This is a genomic window from Pelolinea submarina, from assembly GCF_003966975.1.
GTDB lineage: Bacteria > Chloroflexota > Anaerolineae > Anaerolineales > Anaerolineaceae > Pelolinea > Pelolinea submarina.
On sequence record NZ_AP018437.1, the window covers coordinates 1695024 to 1712928 of the forward strand.

A 17905-nucleotide genomic window follows, 5' to 3' on the forward strand; every position below is an offset into this window, starting at 1 on the left:
TTTTACCGGTTTATTCTTTTGGGTTAAAAGTACTCAAGATATTCTGGATGGATTCGGACATCTGCTTGAATTTTTCCTGGCCAATTTCCTGCAGCTGCTTAGCCAATGCAATATAAGGTTGGTTGGCCGGATTGAGCGCAAAGGCCTGGGTTTCATCGGGCAATTTGGAAAATGATTGCATCTTTATTTGTGCGGTTTGCCAGGAACCGATGGGACTTTCGCTGTCCAGTAAATCCGCGAAATCCACTCCCAACGCATCCGATAGCGCAGTCAATTCATTCAACGGAATTGGCAGTTCGCACTTTTCATATCTCTTTATTCGCGGGACGGAAATGGACGTTTGTTTGGATAGTTCTTTGTGGGTTATTCCCTGGTTTTCCCGAGCTAACTGCAAACGGGTCGCGATAATGTGCGAGCGAATATCCAACAGTTGTTTGAACTGTCGGGTATTGGGTTGGTGGATGAATTTGGGTAATGACTGCGGATCCAGCAATGCCGGCAGCGGGATATTGTAAATATAAGCCAATGATTCCAGTTCCGGCAGCGAAGGAATATATTTCCCACTTTCATAACTGCGTATACGGCTGCTGCTGATACCCAGAAGTTGGCCGCATTCGGTTGTGGATTTTCCACTGGCTTCCCGGGCAATTTTCAACCCTTCTGCCAGGGCATCGCTTGAGAATGATAATTTACTGCCTGTTTGTTCGTTCATCCCATACCACCATTGGTTTATTTTCCATTATAGCATCCGACCGGTTCAAGCATGGTTGAATGCCCATTCTCCATCCACCATCGTTGCCTGTGGCAGTAAATCAACAAAGTCCGCTTCCGCTATCTTGAACGGATCTGATTTAAAGCAGACCAGGTCGGCGCAGGCATCTTTTTGAATTACACCCAGTTTTCCGGACTGACCGGCTATTCTATGCGGTTGGGTGATGTAAGCTGCCAGCGCGTCCGCGACAGACAAGCACTGCTGCGGATACCATCCATCCAGCTTTTCCTGCGAGTCGAGCGGTTTGCGGGTGGTTGCTGCAAAGATGCCCCAATAAGGATTGGGGGATTCGACCGGGGCGTCCGAGCCGAAAATCAGACGGGCACCGCCGGCTGCGACAGAATTCCAGGCATACGCGAATTCACTGCGCTTACCCCAATAGCGGTCAGCCATATGCCGGTCAGAGATGGCGTGGATGGGCTGCATAGAGGCAGTGATGCCGTAGACAGCTAACCGGGGAATATCTTGCGGGTCAATCAATTGAACGTGCTCGATACGGGCGGGCAACGCTGCTTTTTGCAGCAGTCCCATCTCATCCAACTGCGCGTAGCCATTGATTATCTCGTGGTTGGCACGGTCGCCAATGGCATGCACAGCCAAACTGATACCGTGCGGCAGGGCTTTCTGACCGATTTCAACAATATCTTCACCTTGCAGGAAAAGCATCCCGGTGGAAGTTGATCCTTCATAAGGAGCCAGCATGGCTGCGGTTTGCGGGCCAAGCGCGCCGTCGGCAAACAGCTTCAGCCAGCCGATGCGAAGATGGCTGCTGCCCTGGCCGCTTTTCAATCCGATCGCAATGGCTTCGTCCAAATTGGGCAGGGGAATGCCTTTCATCACCCGCAGGGATAATTGATGATCGTCCTGCATGGCAGCCAGGGCGGTATACGTATCCCAGGGGTCAAAGTCGTGCACGCAGGTAATGCCGAAGGACAGCAGACTTTTCTGGGCCAGCGACAACGCATGCACACAGGCATTCTGATCCGGGTGGGGGATAGCGGCTTCAACCACGCGCATGGCGCCCTCCAGCAGAATGCCGGTTAACTGACCATTGGCATCGCGCTGGAAGACCCCGCCTTCCGGGTTGGGAGAATCTTCCCGGATGCCGGCCAATTGCAGGGCGGCTGAGTTGGCCCACCCGCTGTGCAGGGACTTATGTGTTAAATAAATGGGATGCTGCAGGCTGAAGACATCCAGCATGGTTTTATCACCACTGCCTTCCGGCCAGATATTATGATTCCAGCCGTGGCCCAAAACCCATTGACCCGCAGGCGTTTGTTCCACGCGATCCTGAACGCGCTGTAAACATTCAGCGCGGGTGGAGGTCTCGCAATTGACGCGCTGCAAACTGTGACCGTATTCCAACATGTGGATATGGGCATCGGTCAGTGCCGGTAAAAGCACCTGCCCGCCCATGTCTTCTACAATGGTGTTCCTGTCTGCCAGGGCGGAGATATCGGAGCGATTGCCAACAGCCAGTATGCGCCCATCCTGAATGAATAATGCTTCAGCGATTGGCTGCTGTGGGTTAAATGTATATATTTTGCAATTGGTCAGGATTTTTGTGTTCATCAGATTATTGGTTAAAACGCTGGATGAGTGTCTCCAGCTCTTCGTCGGAATAGTAGTGAATGACCAATGTACCGCCCTTCTTTCCATGGTTCAAGGTTACCTTGGTTCCCAGGATTGAGCGCAGATTGTTCTCGATCTCTTTTACTTCCGGATCCTTGGACGGTTTACTTTGTTCAACCGCAGGCTTCTCCCCGGCCAGTTTTCGCACCAATTCTTCAGCCTGGCGGACATTGAGTTCGTGGCTGACGATGGTTTGAAAAGCGGCCAATTGGGCTTTTTCGTTGTTCAGGCTGAGCAGCGCACGGCCGTGGCCTTCGCTGATCTTGCCGCTTCCAATGGCGGCGCGGATTGCCTCCGGAAGTTTTAGCAGGCGGATGGTGTTGGTCACCGCGGTACGGCTTTTACCGACCTGCTCCGCGATTTGGTCATGCGACAGCCCGAATTCATCGTTGAGCTGCTGGTAAGCCTCCGCGGATTCCAGCGGGGTCAGGTTTTCGCGCTGAATGTTTTCGATCAAGGCCAACTCCAGGCGTTCCTGGTCGCTGACCTGGCGCACAATAGCCGGGACGGATTCCAAACCGGCCAGTTTGGCGGCTCGCAGACGCCGTTCACCGGCAATCAGGATATATTCCTCCTGATTGGGTTCCCTAGTGAGGATCAAGGGTTGGATGATGCCGTGTTCACGGATGGAATTGGATAATTCTTCCAGTTTCACGTCATCCATTTCAAGGCGAGGTTGTGAGGGATTGGGCTTGATTAAATCAACAGGGATTTGCTGCGCCCCAGAGGTCGGCTCTACAGCCGCCTCAACGGGAATTAATGCATCTAATCCTTTTCCAAGTCCTCTTCGTGCCATAATCAATCTACCTTTTTATTCAGGTCAGGAATATTTACACCATCCTGAGACAAAATCTCACGGGTTAATTCCATGTATGCTTTGGCAGCGCCGGAGCTGGGAGCGTATAACGCGATGGGCAAGCCATAAGAGGGCGCCTCTGCCAGTCGAATGCTGCGGGGGATAATGGTTTGGAAAACCTGGGTGGGAAAATACTTTTTAATTTCACTGACCACGTCCGCTGCCAGGCGGGTGCGCCCATCGTACATGGTCATGATTACACCGCGCACATCCAATTGGGGGTAGAGAGAGCCCTGCACCCGTTTGATGGTTTGGGTTAGCTGACCAATACCTTCCAAAGCTAAATACTCACACTGTACCGGGATGATGACGCCGTTGGTGGCTGCCATCAGACCGTTGATGGTAATAATACTAAGGGAAGGCGGGCAGTCAATCAGAATATAGTTGTACCGATCGAGAATCGGTTCCAGTGCTTCCTTAACGCGAAATTCCCGGCGCGGTAAATCCAGCAGTTCTACCTCGGCACCCGCTAAAGATGGCGATGAGGGCAAGATGGATATTTTCAGACGCGGGTTATGCAGAATAGATGGGGCAATTGGCGCAGAACCGATCACGACTTCGTAGGTGCCGTTTTTTACGGTCAGTTTGTCAATACCCAAACTGGAAGTGGCGTTCGCTTGCGGGTCAAGGTCAACGATAAGCACTTTTTGACCAAAATAGCCCAAATAAGCGCCTAAATTGATGGCAGAGGTGGTCTTCCCAACACCTCCCTTTTGGTTTACCAGTGTGTAAATTCTAGTCATGTCCCTTTATGATCCTTTAAGAATTTCAATTGATGCGTCCTGGATTTCTTCGGGCGTTGGAATTCCCGCCAACCCCATCCGGGTGACTGACTGTGATGCTAATTTTACTGCTTGCTCGGCGGCTGTCCAAGGGTCTTGGGTGGCATGCAGCCTGGCAAGAAACACCGCGGCGAAGATATCGCCTGCGCCGGTTTGGTCAACTACGTTCACTCTGGGGGCGGAAACATGGCGGATATCTCCATTCCAATAAACCCGCGCGCCATCAAAACCTTCTGTCACAACAAGCACGCGCGTTTTTTGCGCATATTCGCTGATAAGATCCTCATCCCCCTGAACATCCTCAACACTGATGACTACCGCATCAGCCCGTTCCAGCAATGCGTCCGGGGTTTGCCAGCGGCGGTATTGGACGTGGCCGTCGTTTCCCCAAATGCGCATCCAGCCCTGCGGGGTGAGGCCAATGAAAGAAGCCGCGGGCAGATTATTGATAATGATCGGATTGACTTCATTAGCAACCGGGCCCAGATGGATTATTGCGGCGTTGATGAACTCTTCAGGAATATCTTCGGCGCCGATGACCGCGGCACAATGATGAACTACCTGCTGGCGGCCGTGATCTGTTTCGATGTTCTCGAAGGTAGTCGCGTGTTGGCTGTACTTCCGATAAGTCTTGATGGGTGCGATTTCAGGCAGGCTTAACCATTTCGGGCAGGAAGTCACTAACCCGGTGCGCAGACCCAGTGCGTGGGCTGTCATGGTGGAATAAGATGCGGTTCCACCCAGCATTACACCCCCTTTCACCAGATCCTGGGTGATGTGGCCGATAACAAGATAATCCAAGGGTTGTATGTCGCTGATCTGCATGCGCAATGATTTTCCTTAAAAAATAGTTGATAACTGAAAAATTATAGCATTAAGTATAAAAATCTTTATTCGCGGGACTGCTTACGGGAGATGAAGGAGACAAAGAGGCTTAAAACGCAAAAAATCACTGCCGCAAACAGGAATTCGGTCTGGATAGCTTCCCTTCCGGTAAAATTTCCCAACATGGTAAAGAAAAGCGGTGACATAAAAATACCTAGACTAAAGGAGGCGCTATACATGGAAAGTGCGGTAGTCGTTTGCTGACCTGAAGTAACCTGGGTAATGGTCAACGATAAGAAGGGGAATATGACGCCCAAACCAACACCTACCAGGATTTCACTTAGAATCAATGCTGTCAGGCTGGGCGGAAAGATCAACATGACAAAACCAAAAGAACTAAAAATCATTCCGATTAATAATAACTGTTGCTTGAAGCGATTATACAAGCCGGAAAAGATCAACCCCATCAATGTAGAAACCAGCGTAGAAATTGAAACCAGGAATCCGGCGGTGGATGAAGTGCCAATGGCTTCTTCTTGAACAAAAACACTTAAGTTGGTTGGCAGGGTATAGAAAATCAGCATGACCACGAAGTTCGTCAATATAACCAACCAAACCATGCGCGGTTGAGAATACTGGTGTTTTTCCGCGTTGTCATTGAAATTTAGCGGGGTAACCGGTATGAAGAAAGTGGTTGTTAACAATACGAAAAATCCGATTCCATAGACCCAGAAAGCGTATTGCCAGCTGAATTCCGCCAACCATCCGGCCAGAAGCGGGATAAAGATCCCGGCGAGGTTTGAAGAAGCATTGGAGAAACCGATCATTTGAGTGCGTTCTTCACCTTTATAGAAGTAAGCAATAAGGTCGGTAACCAATGGGGAGATCATGCCGGTGCCCACCCCCAACAATGCGCGACCGGCCAACAGCCAACCGAACGTGGGTGCAAAACTACAACCGATTCCGCTGAGCGTATACAATGTCAGGGCGAAAATCAGGAGGTATTTCTTGGGAATGTGATAACTTAATCGAGCTACGACCAGACTAAAAATAATATTGGTCAGGGCAGGCAGCGAAAGCGTTAATTTGATAATCTCCGGGCTGGTATTCGGAAAGGCAGCATTGAGTTCGCTGATTATCGGTATTATGGCCGAGTTCATTAATATGGTCAATAATGCCAGGCACAGTATTGCAAACTTTAAATATCTCAAAAAATAACCTCAATGGTGGGCTGAAAACTAAGTATAGCATGAAGCCAAGCGCGAAGAAATGTTATGATTAACCTACCGTTTGGATGCATGCATAGATGAAAGGGGAATGCCACCATGGAAGAAAACAACAAGACTATTGGCATACGGGATTACCCGGTAAACGATCGCCCGCGGGAAAGGTTGGAAATGCTGGGGGAATCAGCGCTGACCAACGCGGAACTCCTGGCTATTTTGCTGCGAGTGGGGGTTGAGGGCACCAATGTAGTGGATCTGGCCCGTGAATTGTTAGTTCAATTTGGCGGCTTGCGAGGGCTGCACGCGGCTAATTTTCAAGATCTGTGCGCTGTGAAAGGGATGGGCAAGGCTAAGGCTGCCCAGATAAAAGCCGCTATCGAAATCGGTTATCGCTTGAACCGAGAGGAGGACTCTCCAGCCATTTTCCTGAGCAAACCGGCAGATGTCCACCAGTTAGTGGCGCATCGATTGGCAGACCAATTACAGGAAGAGTTGTGGGTACTGGTGCTGAACACACGTAACCGTCTGATTTGGGAACAGCGTCTGTATATCGGGACACTGAATCATTCTTCCGTAAGGCTGGCGGAAGTCTTTGAAATACCGCTGCGCCAACGCGCGTCCGCAATTATCCTGGTTCATAATCATCCTTCGGGTGATCCGCAGCCGAGCGACGAGGATATCTTTTTTACCGAGGAACTGGTCAAAGCCGGCCGATTATTGGATATTGGTGTATTGGATCACATTGTCATTGCCAGGGACGGCTATTGTTCGATCCGGCAAATGGGGCGGGTGGTTTTTAATTCCCCTCAGCCGCGTACGTGGCATTAAGCATTCCTTAACTTTTTATTTATAATTTGCTAAAATTTCTTAAATATTATAAAGTAATGTAATAAAGAGGCATTGGAAGAAGGCGAGGAATGATGAACGACTGGAAGGATGACCTGGAGATCTATCTGAAAGAGCAGAAGAAAACCAAGCGCGAATTAAAGCAAAAAAAAGAAGAAATGCAGCAATCCGTCAAGTTGTTCATGCAGGGAGAAGTCCTGACGGCTTTTGATGAATTGAAGAAGGAGTTCAAGAAACATAAACGTGAAGTTGAAATAGACAATAAGAAGGATTGGGCGGCGATCCTGATCAAGAAAAACAAGCATAAAGAATTTGTCTATGAAATCAACATTAACATGGACGATGGAAAACTGCTGGCCAGCAAGAGCGTTTATCTGCCCAACGATAAAGGTAAATTGAAACTGGGCGTTGAAGGAAAAATTCGCGCAAATGCAAACTCCATGCAGATCGCGCGCATTACTAAAGATGATATCATCGCGGATTTCCTGGAAGCCTATAAAAGCGCCACGCGTATCAAAACATAGGTGAATCTTTAATTTCTGTTAATATTACCCTTGACATACTACGCTTTGCAGTGGTAAAAATACGCCCATGTTTAACAATTGAATAGCTTGAAGAAAAGCGGCTGAGTCTCCATCAGGAGATTACGAGGAGGAGGTTCCTTCCCGCGAGGGAAGTGCTAATCCCATAACTGGGAAAAAGTCGGGTTGATCAGCGGATGCCTCTGAAGTCCTACCACGGGCTTCATTCTTCCTTCCGGAAAAGCACGGATGAAAAGCACGCAGTGATGTGTGCCACAATATCCATGCAGTGGTCAGAATTTTTTATTGAGGTTAAAAAAAACTCTGTTTATATTGGAAGGGCAGTCAAGTAACATATTATTTGTTAACACAGGCATGCCCGGGCATGCCTTGTTATATTTAAAAAGCCATTGGAGGAAACATGGATAAAAAAGAGATTTTAGAACGAGTAAAAAAGGATAACGTAAAGTTTATCAGCTTCCAGTTCTCAGACGTAACTGGAAAAGTAAAGAGTGTGGATGCACCAGTCGAGCAGCTCGAAGGAGCACTAGATGGAGGAATCTGGTTCGATGGTTCATCGGTTCAGGGATTTGCCCGAATCCAGGAAAGTGACATGCACTTGTATGTGGACCCGGACACATATGCTGTGCTGCCATGGACGCCGGATCACATGAAGCGCGCGCGCTTCTTCTGCGATATTTACACCCCTGATGATGAGCCATTCCCCGGCGACCCGCGTGGTTTGTTGAAGCGTATGCTGGCCGATCTGAAAGAACGCGACATGATCTTCAACTGCGGCCCCGAACCGGAATTTTTCCTGTTCAGACGCAACGGCAGCATCACCCCGGTTCCCCATGATGTGGGAGGATACTTCGACTTTTCATCTGATGATGAAGCTGCCCAGGTGCGCACGGAATTGATGTACGCGCTGAATTCTATGGGCCTGGAAATCGAAGTTGGCCATCATGAAGTAGCTCTTGGACAGCATGAGATCGACTTCCGCTTCGCCGACGCGCTGCGCACGGCTGACAACGTTATGACGTTGAAATATACGGTCAAGGCGATTGCTGCCCAGCATGATCTGATCGCGTCCTTCATGCCCAAACCGATCTTCGGCATCAACGGCTCGGGGATGCACGTACACCAGTCCATTTTTGACACCAAAGGCACCAACCTGTTCTTTGATGAGAAAGATGAATTCCATCTGTCAGAGTTGGCCCACAATCTCATCGGCGGCGAACTGAAGCATGCCCGCGCGTTGGCCGCGTTGGTTGCCCCCACGGTCAACTCCTACAAGCGTCTGGTACCCGGTTATGAGGCACCTGTTTATGTGGGTTGGGCGCAGATCAACCGCTCCGCACTCATCCGCATCCCACGCTACAACAAGGGTCAGAACAAAGCCATGCGCGCTGAATTGCGCTTCCCGGATCCTTCTTGCAACCCATACATCGCTTTCGCCGGTATGATCGCCGCGGCCTTCGACGGCATCGACAACAAGATTGCCGCTCCCAAGCCGCTTAACAACATCAATATTTACCACCTCAGCGAAGACGAACGCAAAGCCAAAGACATCAAAGAATTACCCTCCTCCCTGTTGGAAGCGTTGGAAGCACTGGATAACGACACCGTGCTGAAGAATGCTCTGGGCGAGGAAATCTACACTGCCTTCCGCCGTGCAAAACTGGAGGAATGGGATGATTTCCGCATCCACGTGACCGACTGGGAAGTGGAAAAATTCCTGGAAAGTGCATAATCTCAAGTTATTCATCCAAGTAACGAAAAACTCCGGATTAAATTTCCGGAGTTTTTTTTGTCCCAAACCGCGTACTGAGCTTGTCGAAGTGGCGGTTTCGGATGGGTTTTGGAAAAGGTTGCCCGAACAGAAGGAAATTTACTTCTCGAATAATCTGCAGAATGCGCAGGTATTACCGGTGATGGTGGGTTGGCCGCAAATCGGGCAGCGCTGCTGATCCAATTCCGCCGGGCTCTCCTGGCGTTGGGGAAAGGCGCCTTCATCCAGCGCGGTCAGGTAGTTGAGATAAAAACGCAGTTTGGTGCCGGGCATGTGCTCTTCCCAGCGATTGAGGTCTTGTTTGAAAAATAACTGCTTGCTGCCGGTGGAATAGGGGCACTCCTCATGGATATAGGGAATACCGCGCAGCAGGGTGTAGGCAGCGCTTTCGCGCTCGTAGAAACGGCAGAAGGGTTTAGCCTTGCGTACGAACCCGCCGCCGGCCGGCAGCAGCGGCTGGCCGCGCCCCAGACGTTCCAATGACCAGTCCAGGCTGTTGGAAAGCAGCACGGCGGCTTCATCGTCCAGGTTATGGGCAGTGATGACCGCGTCGTAATTCCCATCGCGCGCGCTTTGATTGAAGATGTGGCGTTTGACCAGGCCGCAGATGGAGCAGGTCTTATCCTGCCCGCGGCGGGTGCGTTGGGCAATTTCGGGAATGCTTTCCCCGTATTGCTCGTGCACATTTAAATTGATCAGCTTTAAATTGCGCTCATCGGCAAATTGCTGCGCGAAACGCTGGGATTGGTTGGAATAATCCAGGGAGCCGTCGATACCCAGGTTGATATACAATCCGTCCACGTTGTAACCCAGGCGCCAGAGCACGTCCCAAAGCGCCAACGAATCCTTGCCGCCGGAGACGGCCAGCAGCAGCCGCTCATAGCGGGTGAACATTTCATATTTCTTGATGAAGCGTTCTGTTTGCTCAGGCAGCCACTCCAGGTAATGCTCGTCGCACAACGCCAGGCGGTGCTGGCGCATGTTGATGACGGCTTTTTGCCCGCATTTGCGGCAGCGCATTCCTTTAGCCCCCCGAAATGACGGCCACCAGTTCGATGCGGTCGCCTTTTCTCAGCATTTCGTCTTCGGTGATCAACTGCCCATCGCGCAAGGCCAGGTGGGCATTAGCGGGCAAATCCAGGATGCGTAATGCTTTATGCAGTGGAATGCCCGCGTGCATTGGGAAGCTTTTATCTTTCAGGATAATAGTCACAGATTCTTCTGACATGGCGGAGTAATTTTATCCTGATTTACCGCCATTGGCGTGGTGCTATGAAATGGCTGCAATCAAGCCCGACCAGGCGGATTGCTCCGCTGCGGCTACATCGTTGAACAGGGCTGTGATTTGCGCCGAACGGTCGCGCAGATCGGAAGCGTTGTGGACTTGCTCAAGCTGATCAGCGATCGCTTCCCACAAATTGCCGGCGGTCTGCAAATCATCCGCCGCGGTTATCAGCGCTGATTTGCCCAGGCGCTGAGCACACTCGCGCAGGAAATCCGCGTACATCCAGCGGAACAAGCCGCCGCCGGTGCCGGCATCCGCGCGGACATACAACGCCAGATTAAGGCTGCCCTCCGAAATGGATTTGTTATCCATGATTTCCGGCCAGGCCAGGATACGCCGGCAGGCAGTGTGAATGCCTTGGATACCCATACTGCGGATGGGCGGGTTGAGCATATCCTCAGCGCATTTCCGCATCGCCTGGATCAGCGTTTCATCGGTGGGTTGGTGGAAGCCGCTGAAATCGTATTCCATCCAGGCATTTTGAGGCAGAAAGGGTTTGAAGGTTGAGCCGCGAGCGGCGTTGAGTTGGGTCAGTTGGACGGGATAAGGCTGGGCGTCGCGGTCCGCCAGGGTAACTTCGCCGCTTTGCGGGTCGTAGCCGGCCGCGGTTACCAGGTGATAACCGAAATGGTATTTCTCAAAGAAGGGGAAGTAGGGCAGCAGCCCCATGTCCACCTGGAGCGCGAGCGGTTCGTCTGCGTTGAGATGATCGAGCAGGGCTTTCTCCGCTTTTCTGCTGCCGGCAGTGATATTGCGAACCGCACGCACCCCGCAGCGCTCGGCTGCCAGCACTTCCAGACAATCCTGCGGGTCTTTGCGCGCGGTATTGGCGCGCCCGCCCATAAAGGGCAAATCGCCTTTGGGCTGCCAGTAGATGAATCCAATACCGTCGCCCAGACCGAATAACATCTCTTCGCTGATGAGGCAGCGGTGGAAGCGGAATACATGCAGAATGGATCCGGTGACGCAGTGTTTGGTTTCTAAAAATTCAAATCCGGGAATGATCTTCATGATAGGTCCTTATTTCTGTTCTCCAGTTGCTGCAGGAAGCCGGCTGTCCAGTCCAGCTGGCAGTCTATCTGCGCCAGGCTTAAATCGAAGAGCTGCACAACCTCCCAGGGAATCTGGTTGTTATAACTGTCCAGTTTGGCTTGTACATGGGCGCGGCGCTCCAGCAATTGGGCGTGGTGCCGGCTTACAGCCGCGTACACTTCGGCCGCATCCAACGCGATGATATTTGCCAGGCCTATCATGAAATTGCTGTAAGCCTGGTGCGGATTGCTCAGCGCATCCAGAACAGCAGTTCTCCATGTCTCCAGCCCGGCAGGTGTAATCTGGTAAACATGGCGGGCAGGGCCCTTGCCAGTATCCTGAGCCAGATTGCTGGTCAGCCAGCCTTTGCCCTTCATCTTGTCGAGCAGGTAGTAGATGGACGAGAAGCCGATCTGTGTCCAGTCGCGCATGCCGCGTTCCTCGATGGTCTGTTCGATCTGGTAACCGTGCATTGGACTTTCGGCCAGCAAACTCAGCAGAGCCAGCTCCGCGTCTGTCAGAGCGGGTGTTTTTTCAGGCATCGGCAGGCACTTTCCGAATGGGTTGGCGAATGATGGTTTTCAGTTTTTCCGGCGCGGTGCGCAGCGGCGAGTTGAGATAGATTTCGTGATGCTTGCCGACTAACTGGGACCCCTGTTCGTGAATAAAGGCATGCAGCTTCTCTACGGATGGTGCTTCCGCTTCCCCATAAGGCCCGCTATGAAAGATTTGGGCGCAAGTACCTTCATCGATACGTTCGAAGTTCACCTCGTTTAATCGAGGCGGGTTCTTCTTACGACGGACTTCCTCCAGCGCCTCTTCAAAGATTGACTGGGTTACTTCTTCCGGCTGCATGATCATCATCTGCCACAGCCAGTTATTGCGATTGTCCAGGTTGAATTCGCGCATATCCTCGGCCCACCACAATCCTTCCAGAGGCATGACGTGGAAATCCAGGTTTTGCGGGCCATCTTTAACGCTGAATTTGATTTTATAAGCCATTGCGTATAAAGCGCCAACCGCATCGCTATATGCCTGGTTCTGATTCGGGTTTCCGCTGCCTCGTATGGTTAGGAAATTCATGGGTGGAACCTCTACCAGACTGGGCTCTTTTTTGGGTTGATTGTAGAGATTACCCAAAGTTTTTGTATGATCTACTTTCATGAAGCCTCCAGAAATCAAAAAATGAACTATTCTAGTACTAGAATAGCACTTGTTTTTAACATTGTCAAGACCTTGACAAAAATTGAAGTGAGCACTAAAAATTTGCATATAACATGTAACAGGAGAAATTAATGGCCGAATGGGGTCCGGGTATTTACGAAAACGACGATGCGATGGATTGGATTTATGATCTATTGGACAGCGGCGGATTGAGCCGTGTCAAACACGCGCTGGATGTCGTTTTGCAGGATGATGTTGAAGATCTCGAAGCAGCCGACTGCCGTATTGCATTGGCAGCGGCCGACCTTGTGGCGGCACTGGATGGGGATATCAATCCGAATTTACCTCAAGAAGCAGAAGAATGGTTGACATTGGTCAACAAGTCTGCTTCCGGATTGCGCGGGAAGGCTGAGGAAGTTGTCCGTGAAATTCAGGAATTTTCCGTGCTGCGAGCGAAATATCAAGATAAGGGTAAATTGGATGACTGGGAGAAGGTCATTACCGCTTTATTAAAAAGGCTGGAGCTTTAGGAATCCGCTGCCGCTTTCTTTTGAACTAATTCCTCTTTTTCCGATTGACTTAAAAACGCGACTTCCAGCGCGTTTTTTTGTGCCTGGAAGATTTCCTCTTCACTTAACCCGGCTTTGACAGCCGCTTGATTGTATTCATGGGATATGGTTACTGCACTGATGCCGGGATCGTCGGTATTGATTGTGTCGCGGATGCCGGCTTGCAGGAAGTGCTTGATGGGATGATCCGCGTAGGAGGGCACCGCGCTGGTCTGCACGTTGCTTGTCAGGCTGGTTTCCACACCGATGCCATGTTCGGCCAGATAATCCATCAAAACGACATCCTGCGCGGCTGCCACGCCGTGGCCGATGCGTTCGGCGCCCAGTTCATTTATGGCCTGCCAGATGCTTTCCGGCCCTGCAGCCTCACCGGCATGCGGGCAGGAATGCCATCCGGCATCGCGCGCTTTGCGGAAATGTTCGATGAAAAGTTCACCGGGGTAGTGAATCTCATCCCCGGCCAGGTCCAGGGCGATGATGGCTTCCTTTTGAGTCAGGAGGGCGTCCAGTTCCTGCATGCCAACTTCGGGGCCGTAGGTGCGGCTAATGATGCCGATCAAATTGACCGGCAAACCGAAATCGCGAATACCGGCTTGCACACCATCCACCACAGCCGCCACCACGCCTTCCGGATTGAGGTGGTTCTTTTCAGCCATGAACCATGGGCTGAAACGCAGCTCGATATAATCCAACCCTTCGTTTTTCGCGTCTTCAACGTTTTCGTAAGCGATACGGCGGCAGGATTCTTCATCCAGCATAACGGCGGTCAGCCACTCGAATTTCTCGAAGAAATCCAGAATACTGGGTTTTGCCTCGGTGACCTGCACGTAAGGACGCAGTCCTTCCAATGTGTCTGCGGGCAAGGGTAGGTTATGTTTCAGACCGATATCCAAAATAGTTTCCAGACGAACGCTGCCGTCCATATGACGGTGCAGTTCGACCAGGGGATAATTCGTGTGGATCATGTTCATGGCGGTTTCCTCGAAAGTGTGCGATGAATGTGGAGTGGTTTATTCCGGCGGATGGACTTCTGCGTCCTGTCCGAGATCACGGGAGCGCTGGTAAGCAGCCCAAATGGCACGGGAGATGGCTGTGCGGAAGCCTGCTTTTTCCAGATAGTAGATGGCCTCGGCGGATGTCCCGCCGGGGGAGGTAACCTGGTTGCGCAATCGCGCCAGATGGCGGGTGTCTTCGGCTTCCTTGTCGTAATAATCCACGGAGCCGCGTAAGGTTTCAATCACCAAACGTTCAGCCGTGCGGCGTGAAAAACCCATGTGCACACCGGCATCCACCATGGCTTCCATGAATAAATAAACGTAAGCGGGCCCGGTGCCGGACAACGCCGTAGCTTTATCCAGGAAATCCTCTTCTTCTTCGTAAATCTCCTGCCCGAAAGCTCCCAGAATAGTTTTGGCAAATTCCATTTGCTTTTCACTGACGGAAGGTGAAGCGGTCCAAACTGTAATGCCTTCGCCAATTTGAGCAGGGGTATTGGGCATAGCACGCACAATGACGTCATGGCCCAGATTGCGGGTAATCTTGGCGATACTGGCCCCGGCAACGATGGAAAGAACCAGTGCGTTTGGATTGACATGCCCTTTCATTTCTTGCAGTACTTTTTCAAGGCGCTGCGGTTTTACGGAGAGGACCACTACGTCAGCTTCAGCGGCTGCCTCACAGTTATTGGTGAAAGATCGCACGTTGTATTTTTTTTGCAATTCTTCATTGCGGTCGACCAACGGACCGGAAATTTGGATATTTTGTGGCTTGGTCAGCCCTTTTTTTAAAATCCCCGATAGCATGGCTTCTGCCATGACACCCGGACCGATAAAAGTAATGGTAATTCCGTTGATCATGATTCATCTCCTAATTGAAGCTGAAATAATTTTATAATAAAAAAAAGAAAAGAGGAGGGTTATTAAGGTAAAGCGTTCTGTATACAGGCCAGCCATTGGCTCAAGTTTTCGTCCGGCTCGCTGTGCGCAGCGGCCAAAATTGGAAGTGATATGGGTGTCGTGTTATCTCCGCGCACGGTTAAACCGGTGACAGAATCATTTAACCAACCGGCCGGCAGGACGCCGATGGCGTTGGGGTCGGCAGCCAGCGTTTGGTACATAATGCGCGCATTGGGGGCAATATTCGCAAAAGATGAAGGTAAAGCATCCAGATAAAGCGCCGTAAATGCACTCCATAAGCCGGAATCCTCCGGCAGTATCCAAATACGAATTGCATCGCTGTTTGACGTCAGATCGCTATTAAAGCAATCCGGGCAGGTGGCATATGCTTCGCCCCAGGTGGTTGTCTGGCCTGAAAAGATGCTGTCGACCAGGGAAATTGGGATTTGCTGCATTCCGCGACTCGCATTGACGGCCACCGCTAATTGGTCACTTCCAATCAGGTATATATTGGCGCCTATTTCAGCGTTTGTCCCATAAGAAAGATAAACATCGTAATTACCGGAGGCAGCCGTGAGGCTGGCGGCTTGTTGATAGGTTATCTGGAAGTCAGTAATCTCGTTTTGACAGTTGGTGATAACCGGAACAATCCACTCCAAATTCGGATTGTAGGCAACCTGATAAGCGTTAGCATCGGCAAGTTTGCCGCTACTGCTTGCGGTGCCAGATTGCGGTGTCAATGCCATCAATGCCAGACTACCGGCTCCCAGCAATACACAGTAAGCGGCAAAAGGAAGCAGCGAGTGTTCATTGATGTAGCGTATCAGCCAAGAAATGGCGTAATAGCCAACGACTGCCGCGATTAAAAAGCCAGTGGTTAAAACGGGCAGAAAATTTTGAAGATTGGGGATCTGCATTAAATCGATTACACCCAGGATCCCGGCAGCCAACATGATGGGTATGGACATCAGAAACGCAAATTGGCCGGCCGTGCGGCGTTTGAGGTTGCGCGTCATACCGCCGGTGATGGTACTGCCGGAGCGGGAAATACCCGGGAAAACGGACAGCGCCTGGAAAGCGCCTATCCACAGCGCGTCCTTCCAGGTTAATGCGTCAATTTCTCGGGTGCGCTTCCCTAATACTTCGGAAGCAACCAGAAAAGCAGCTGTGATGAATAGGGAGATGCTGGTTATGGCTGGGCTGGAAAAAGCCGATTCGATGGCTGGCTTGAGATACAATCCCACTATACCGGCAGGGATGGTAGCTAATAAGGTTAACCAACCGGTCCTGGCTTCCACTTCGGCAAAAGGTTTACGGGAAACGATCCCTCTTACCATGGATTTCAAGATGATGCCGAGGTCTTCCCGATAATAGAAGATGACAGCCAGTAGAGTGCCGATTTGCACCAACACATCAAAGGGGAAAAGCTGTTCGGGTGGAAGATTCCAATTTAACAACGCAGGTACCAATACCAGATGGGCAGAACTGGAAATGGGCAGGAATTCAGTGATCCCCTGAATAATACCGAGGAGGATGGACTGGAAGAATGTCATGATTATTTTCTCCTACTGCTCCAGGTTACGTAACAGCTCTTGGCGCAGTTCGGAATATTTATGATTAATGATACTCTCGCGAATGCGTTGGCTCAATTCTAATAGGGTGTGAATATTGTGGATGGAAAGCAGCGTTGCGCCCAGAATTTCCTTGGTGCTGACCAAATGACGCAGGTAAGCACGGCTGAAGTGCGTGCAAGTATAGCATGTACAAAGCGGGTCAATGGGATGTTCATCGCGGATGTAGGCGGCGTTAGCCAGGTTCATGCGTCCCTGCAGGGTTTGGGCGGCGTGATGGCGGGCCAGGCGGGTGGGCAGCACACAATCGAACATATCCACCCCGCGGTAAATGCTCTCGACCAGGTCGTAGGGTGTTCCCACGCCCATCAGGTAGCGCGGTTTGTTTTCGGGCAGCAGGGCGGTTACCACCTCAATGGTGGCTAACATGTCCGCCTTGCTTTCGCCGACGGATAAACCGCCGATGCCGTAACCGGGGAAGTCCAAAGAAGCCAGGAATTCGGCCGATTGGCGACGCAGGTCGGGGAAAATACCGCCCTGCACGATGCCGAAGAGGGCTTGGTCCGCGCGCGTCTTGGCTTTCAGGCAGCGTTCGGCCCAGCGGTGGGTCCGCTCCATGGCGCGCATGTTGTATTCTTTGTCCTGCGGGTCGGGGCATTCATCGAAGGCCATGATGATGTCCGCGCCCAGCTTTTCCTGAATGCTGATGGAAAATTCCGGCGTAAAACGGTGCGTTGACCCGTCAATATGGCTTTTAAAGGTAACCCCTTCCTCGTCAATAGCGCGCAGCGTCCCCATAGAAAATACCTGGAAGCCGCCCGAATCAGTCAGGATGGGTTTGGGCCAATCCATGAATTTATGCAACCCGCCCATATCCGCTACCACGTCCGGCCCCGGACGCAGGTAGAGGTGATAGGTATTGGAAAGTAAAATTTGCACTTCCAATTCCTGAAGTTGTGCGGGTGTGAGCGCTTTTACGGTGGCTTGCGTGCCGACCGGCATAAAAATGGGGGTGTGAATATCCCCGTGCGGAGTATGCAGGATGCCGGCGCGTGCGCTGCCGTCCTGTGCGACAAGCTCAAAAGAGAAAGGCGTTATGTTAGTTTTTGTGTCTTCCATTGTGTATAAGCATTATAT

At 51.2% G+C, this 17905-nt stretch carries 19 protein-coding genes; 4 read left to right on the forward strand and 15 right to left on the reverse strand.

The features are described from left to right. Nucleotides 1-10: 10 nt before the first annotated feature. The 6 genes from Pelsub_RS07415 to Pelsub_RS07440 all read right to left on the reverse strand — a co-directional run bounded on the left by Pelsub_RS07415 (nt 11) and on the right by Pelsub_RS07440 (nt 6078). Nucleotides 11-712 carry a helix-turn-helix domain-containing protein gene (locus Pelsub_RS07415; RefSeq protein ID WP_116224358.1) on the reverse strand — a complete coding sequence of 234 codons (702 nt, stop codon included), beginning with the start codon at nt 710-712 and terminating at the stop codon, nt 11-13. A gap of 45 nt (nt 713-757) precedes the next feature. Further along, complete coding sequence (locus Pelsub_RS07420; RefSeq protein WP_158675030.1) at nt 758-2344, reverse strand: amidohydrolase; 1587 nt, start codon at nt 2342-2344, stop codon at nt 758-760. A gap of 4 nt (nt 2345-2348) precedes the next feature. After that, entirely contained in the window at nt 2349-3200 is an 852-nt protein-coding gene (locus Pelsub_RS07425; protein ID WP_116224356.1) for a ParB/RepB/Spo0J family partition protein, read from the reverse strand. A 2-nt stretch (nt 3201-3202) separates the two neighbouring features. Then, nucleotides 3203-4003, reverse strand: coding sequence for a ParA family protein (locus tag Pelsub_RS07430; RefSeq protein ID WP_116224355.1), 801 nt, complete (start codon nt 4001-4003; stop codon nt 3203-3205). Between the two features lie 6 nt (nt 4004-4009). Further along, complete coding sequence (locus Pelsub_RS07435) at nt 4010-4867, reverse strand: PfkB family carbohydrate kinase (protein ID WP_116224354.1); 858 nt, start codon at nt 4865-4867, stop codon at nt 4010-4012. Between the two features lie 65 nt (nt 4868-4932). Continuing rightward, nucleotides 4933-6078 (reverse strand): MFS transporter, encoded by a 1146-nt coding sequence (locus Pelsub_RS07440; RefSeq protein WP_126440448.1) that lies wholly within the window; start codon nt 6076-6078, stop codon nt 4933-4935. A 114-nt stretch (nt 6079-6192) separates the two neighbouring features. On the opposite strand from Pelsub_RS07440, the gene radC reads away from it, so the two are divergent. The 3 genes from radC to Pelsub_RS07455 all read left to right on the forward strand — a co-directional run bounded on the left by radC (nt 6193) and on the right by Pelsub_RS07455 (nt 9213). Further along, nucleotides 6193-6921, forward strand: a complete 729-nt coding sequence (gene radC / locus Pelsub_RS07445) for a RadC family protein (protein WP_116224352.1) — start codon at nt 6193-6195, stop codon at nt 6919-6921. An 89-nt stretch (nt 6922-7010) separates the two neighbouring features. Beyond that, nucleotides 7011-7463, forward strand: a complete 453-nt coding sequence (locus Pelsub_RS07450) for a hypothetical protein (RefSeq protein WP_126440450.1) — start codon at nt 7011-7013, stop codon at nt 7461-7463. Nucleotides 7464-7881: 418 nt separating this feature from the next. Continuing rightward, nucleotides 7882-9213: a glutamine synthetase family protein gene (locus Pelsub_RS07455; RefSeq protein WP_116224350.1), complete on the forward strand. Its 1332-nt coding sequence runs from the start codon at nt 7882-7884 to the stop codon at nt 9211-9213. Nucleotides 9214-9351: 138 nt separating this feature from the next. Here the strand turns inward: Pelsub_RS07455 and Pelsub_RS07460 are convergent, their stop codons facing one another. Genes Pelsub_RS07460 through Pelsub_RS07480 form a run of 5 tightly spaced genes read right to left on the reverse strand, consistent with a single transcriptional unit; the run spans nt 9352 to nt 12733 of the window. Beyond that, complete coding sequence (locus tag Pelsub_RS07460; protein WP_116224349.1) at nt 9352-10272, reverse strand: ATP-binding protein; 921 nt, start codon at nt 10270-10272, stop codon at nt 9352-9354. A 4-nt stretch (nt 10273-10276) separates the two neighbouring features. Beyond that, nucleotides 10277-10480: a MoaD/ThiS family protein gene (locus Pelsub_RS07465; protein WP_116224348.1), complete on the reverse strand. Its 204-nt coding sequence runs from the start codon at nt 10478-10480 to the stop codon at nt 10277-10279. Nucleotides 10481-10522: 42 nt separating this feature from the next. Next, complete coding sequence (locus tag Pelsub_RS07470) at nt 10523-11548, reverse strand: BtrH N-terminal domain-containing protein (protein WP_116224347.1); 1026 nt, start codon at nt 11546-11548, stop codon at nt 10523-10525. Next, nucleotides 11545-12111 (reverse strand): PadR family transcriptional regulator, encoded by a 567-nt coding sequence (locus Pelsub_RS07475; protein WP_116224346.1) that lies wholly within the window; start codon nt 12109-12111, stop codon nt 11545-11547. Before Pelsub_RS07475 ends, Pelsub_RS07470 begins: the two co-directional genes overlap by 4 nt. After that, nucleotides 12104-12733 (reverse strand): GyrI-like domain-containing protein, encoded by a 630-nt coding sequence (locus Pelsub_RS07480; protein ID WP_116224345.1) that lies wholly within the window; start codon nt 12731-12733, stop codon nt 12104-12106. Before Pelsub_RS07480 ends, Pelsub_RS07475 begins: the two co-directional genes overlap by 8 nt. Before the next feature lie 131 nt (nt 12734-12864). On the opposite strand from Pelsub_RS07480, the gene Pelsub_RS07485 reads away from it, so the two are divergent. Beyond that, nucleotides 12865-13263, forward strand: coding sequence for a DUF4259 domain-containing protein (locus Pelsub_RS07485; RefSeq protein ID WP_116224344.1), 399 nt, complete (start codon nt 12865-12867; stop codon nt 13261-13263). Here Pelsub_RS07485 and add read toward each other — a convergent pair. From add to tgt, 4 genes are all read right to left on the reverse strand, one after another. Then, nucleotides 13260-14267: an adenosine deaminase gene (gene add, locus Pelsub_RS07490; protein WP_116225016.1), complete on the reverse strand. Its 1008-nt coding sequence runs from the start codon at nt 14265-14267 to the stop codon at nt 13260-13262. The two genes, Pelsub_RS07485 and add, sit on opposite strands and share 4 nt — an antisense overlap. A gap of 45 nt (nt 14268-14312) precedes the next feature. Next, nucleotides 14313-15158, reverse strand: a complete 846-nt coding sequence (gene proC / locus Pelsub_RS07495) for a pyrroline-5-carboxylate reductase (protein ID WP_116224343.1) — start codon at nt 15156-15158, stop codon at nt 14313-14315. A 62-nt stretch (nt 15159-15220) separates the two neighbouring features. After that, entirely contained in the window at nt 15221-16750 is a 1530-nt protein-coding gene (gene uppP / locus Pelsub_RS07500; protein ID WP_116224342.1) for an undecaprenyl-diphosphatase UppP, read from the reverse strand. 12 nt (nt 16751-16762) lie between these two features. Then, nucleotides 16763-17887, reverse strand: coding sequence for a tRNA guanosine(34) transglycosylase Tgt (gene tgt / locus Pelsub_RS07505; protein WP_116224341.1), 1125 nt, complete (start codon nt 17885-17887; stop codon nt 16763-16765). Between the last annotated feature and the right edge of the window lie 18 nt (nt 17888-17905).

What these genes read in the sequence shown, in the direction of transcription:
- Pelsub_RS07470 (WP_116224347.1), bottom strand. Translation starts at nt 11,548, where the DNA reads ATGAAGATCATTCCCGGATTTGAATTTTTAGAAACCAAACACTGCGTC.
- uppP (WP_116224342.1), bottom strand. Translation starts at nt 16,750, where the DNA reads ATGACATTCTTCCAGTCCATCCTCCTCGGTATTATTCAGGGGATCACT.
- Pelsub_RS07480 (WP_116224345.1), bottom strand. Translation starts at nt 12,733, where the DNA reads ATGAAAGTAGATCATACAAAAACTTTGGGTAATCTCTACAATCAACCC.
- Pelsub_RS07475 (WP_116224346.1), bottom strand. Translation starts at nt 12,111, where the DNA reads ATGCCTGAAAAAACACCCGCTCTGACAGACGCGGAGCTGGCTCTGCTG.
- Pelsub_RS07435 (WP_116224354.1), bottom strand. Translation starts at nt 4,867, where the DNA reads ATGCAGATCAGCGACATACAACCCTTGGATTATCTTGTTATCGGCCAC.
- Pelsub_RS07425 (WP_116224356.1), bottom strand. Translation starts at nt 3,200, where the DNA reads ATGGCACGAAGAGGACTTGGAAAAGGATTAGATGCATTAATTCCCGTT.
- Pelsub_RS07455 (WP_116224350.1), top strand. Translation starts at nt 7,882, where the DNA reads ATGGATAAAAAAGAGATTTTAGAACGAGTAAAAAAGGATAACGTAAAG.
- Pelsub_RS07465 (WP_116224348.1), bottom strand. Translation starts at nt 10,480, where the DNA reads ATGTCAGAAGAATCTGTGACTATTATCCTGAAAGATAAAAGCTTCCCA.
- Pelsub_RS07485 (WP_116224344.1), top strand. Translation starts at nt 12,865, where the DNA reads ATGGCCGAATGGGGTCCGGGTATTTACGAAAACGACGATGCGATGGAT.
- Pelsub_RS07460 (WP_116224349.1), bottom strand. Translation starts at nt 10,272, where the DNA reads ATGCGCTGCCGCAAATGCGGGCAAAAAGCCGTCATCAACATGCGCCAG.
- Pelsub_RS07450 (WP_126440450.1), top strand. Translation starts at nt 7,011, where the DNA reads ATGATGAACGACTGGAAGGATGACCTGGAGATCTATCTGAAAGAGCAG.
- tgt (WP_116224341.1), bottom strand. Translation starts at nt 17,887, where the DNA reads ATGGAAGACACAAAAACTAACATAACGCCTTTCTCTTTTGAGCTTGTC.
- Pelsub_RS07415 (WP_116224358.1), bottom strand. Translation starts at nt 712, where the DNA reads ATGAACGAACAAACAGGCAGTAAATTATCATTCTCAAGCGATGCCCTG.
- proC (WP_116224343.1), bottom strand. Translation starts at nt 15,158, where the DNA reads ATGATCAACGGAATTACCATTACTTTTATCGGTCCGGGTGTCATGGCA.
- Pelsub_RS07430 (WP_116224355.1), bottom strand. Translation starts at nt 4,003, where the DNA reads ATGACTAGAATTTACACACTGGTAAACCAAAAGGGAGGTGTTGGGAAG.
- radC (WP_116224352.1), top strand. Translation starts at nt 6,193, where the DNA reads ATGGAAGAAAACAACAAGACTATTGGCATACGGGATTACCCGGTAAAC.
- add (WP_116225016.1), bottom strand. Translation starts at nt 14,267, where the DNA reads ATGATCCACACGAATTATCCCCTGGTCGAACTGCACCGTCATATGGAC.
- Pelsub_RS07420 (WP_158675030.1), bottom strand. Translation starts at nt 2,344, where the DNA reads ATGAACACAAAAATCCTGACCAATTGCAAAATATATACATTTAACCCA.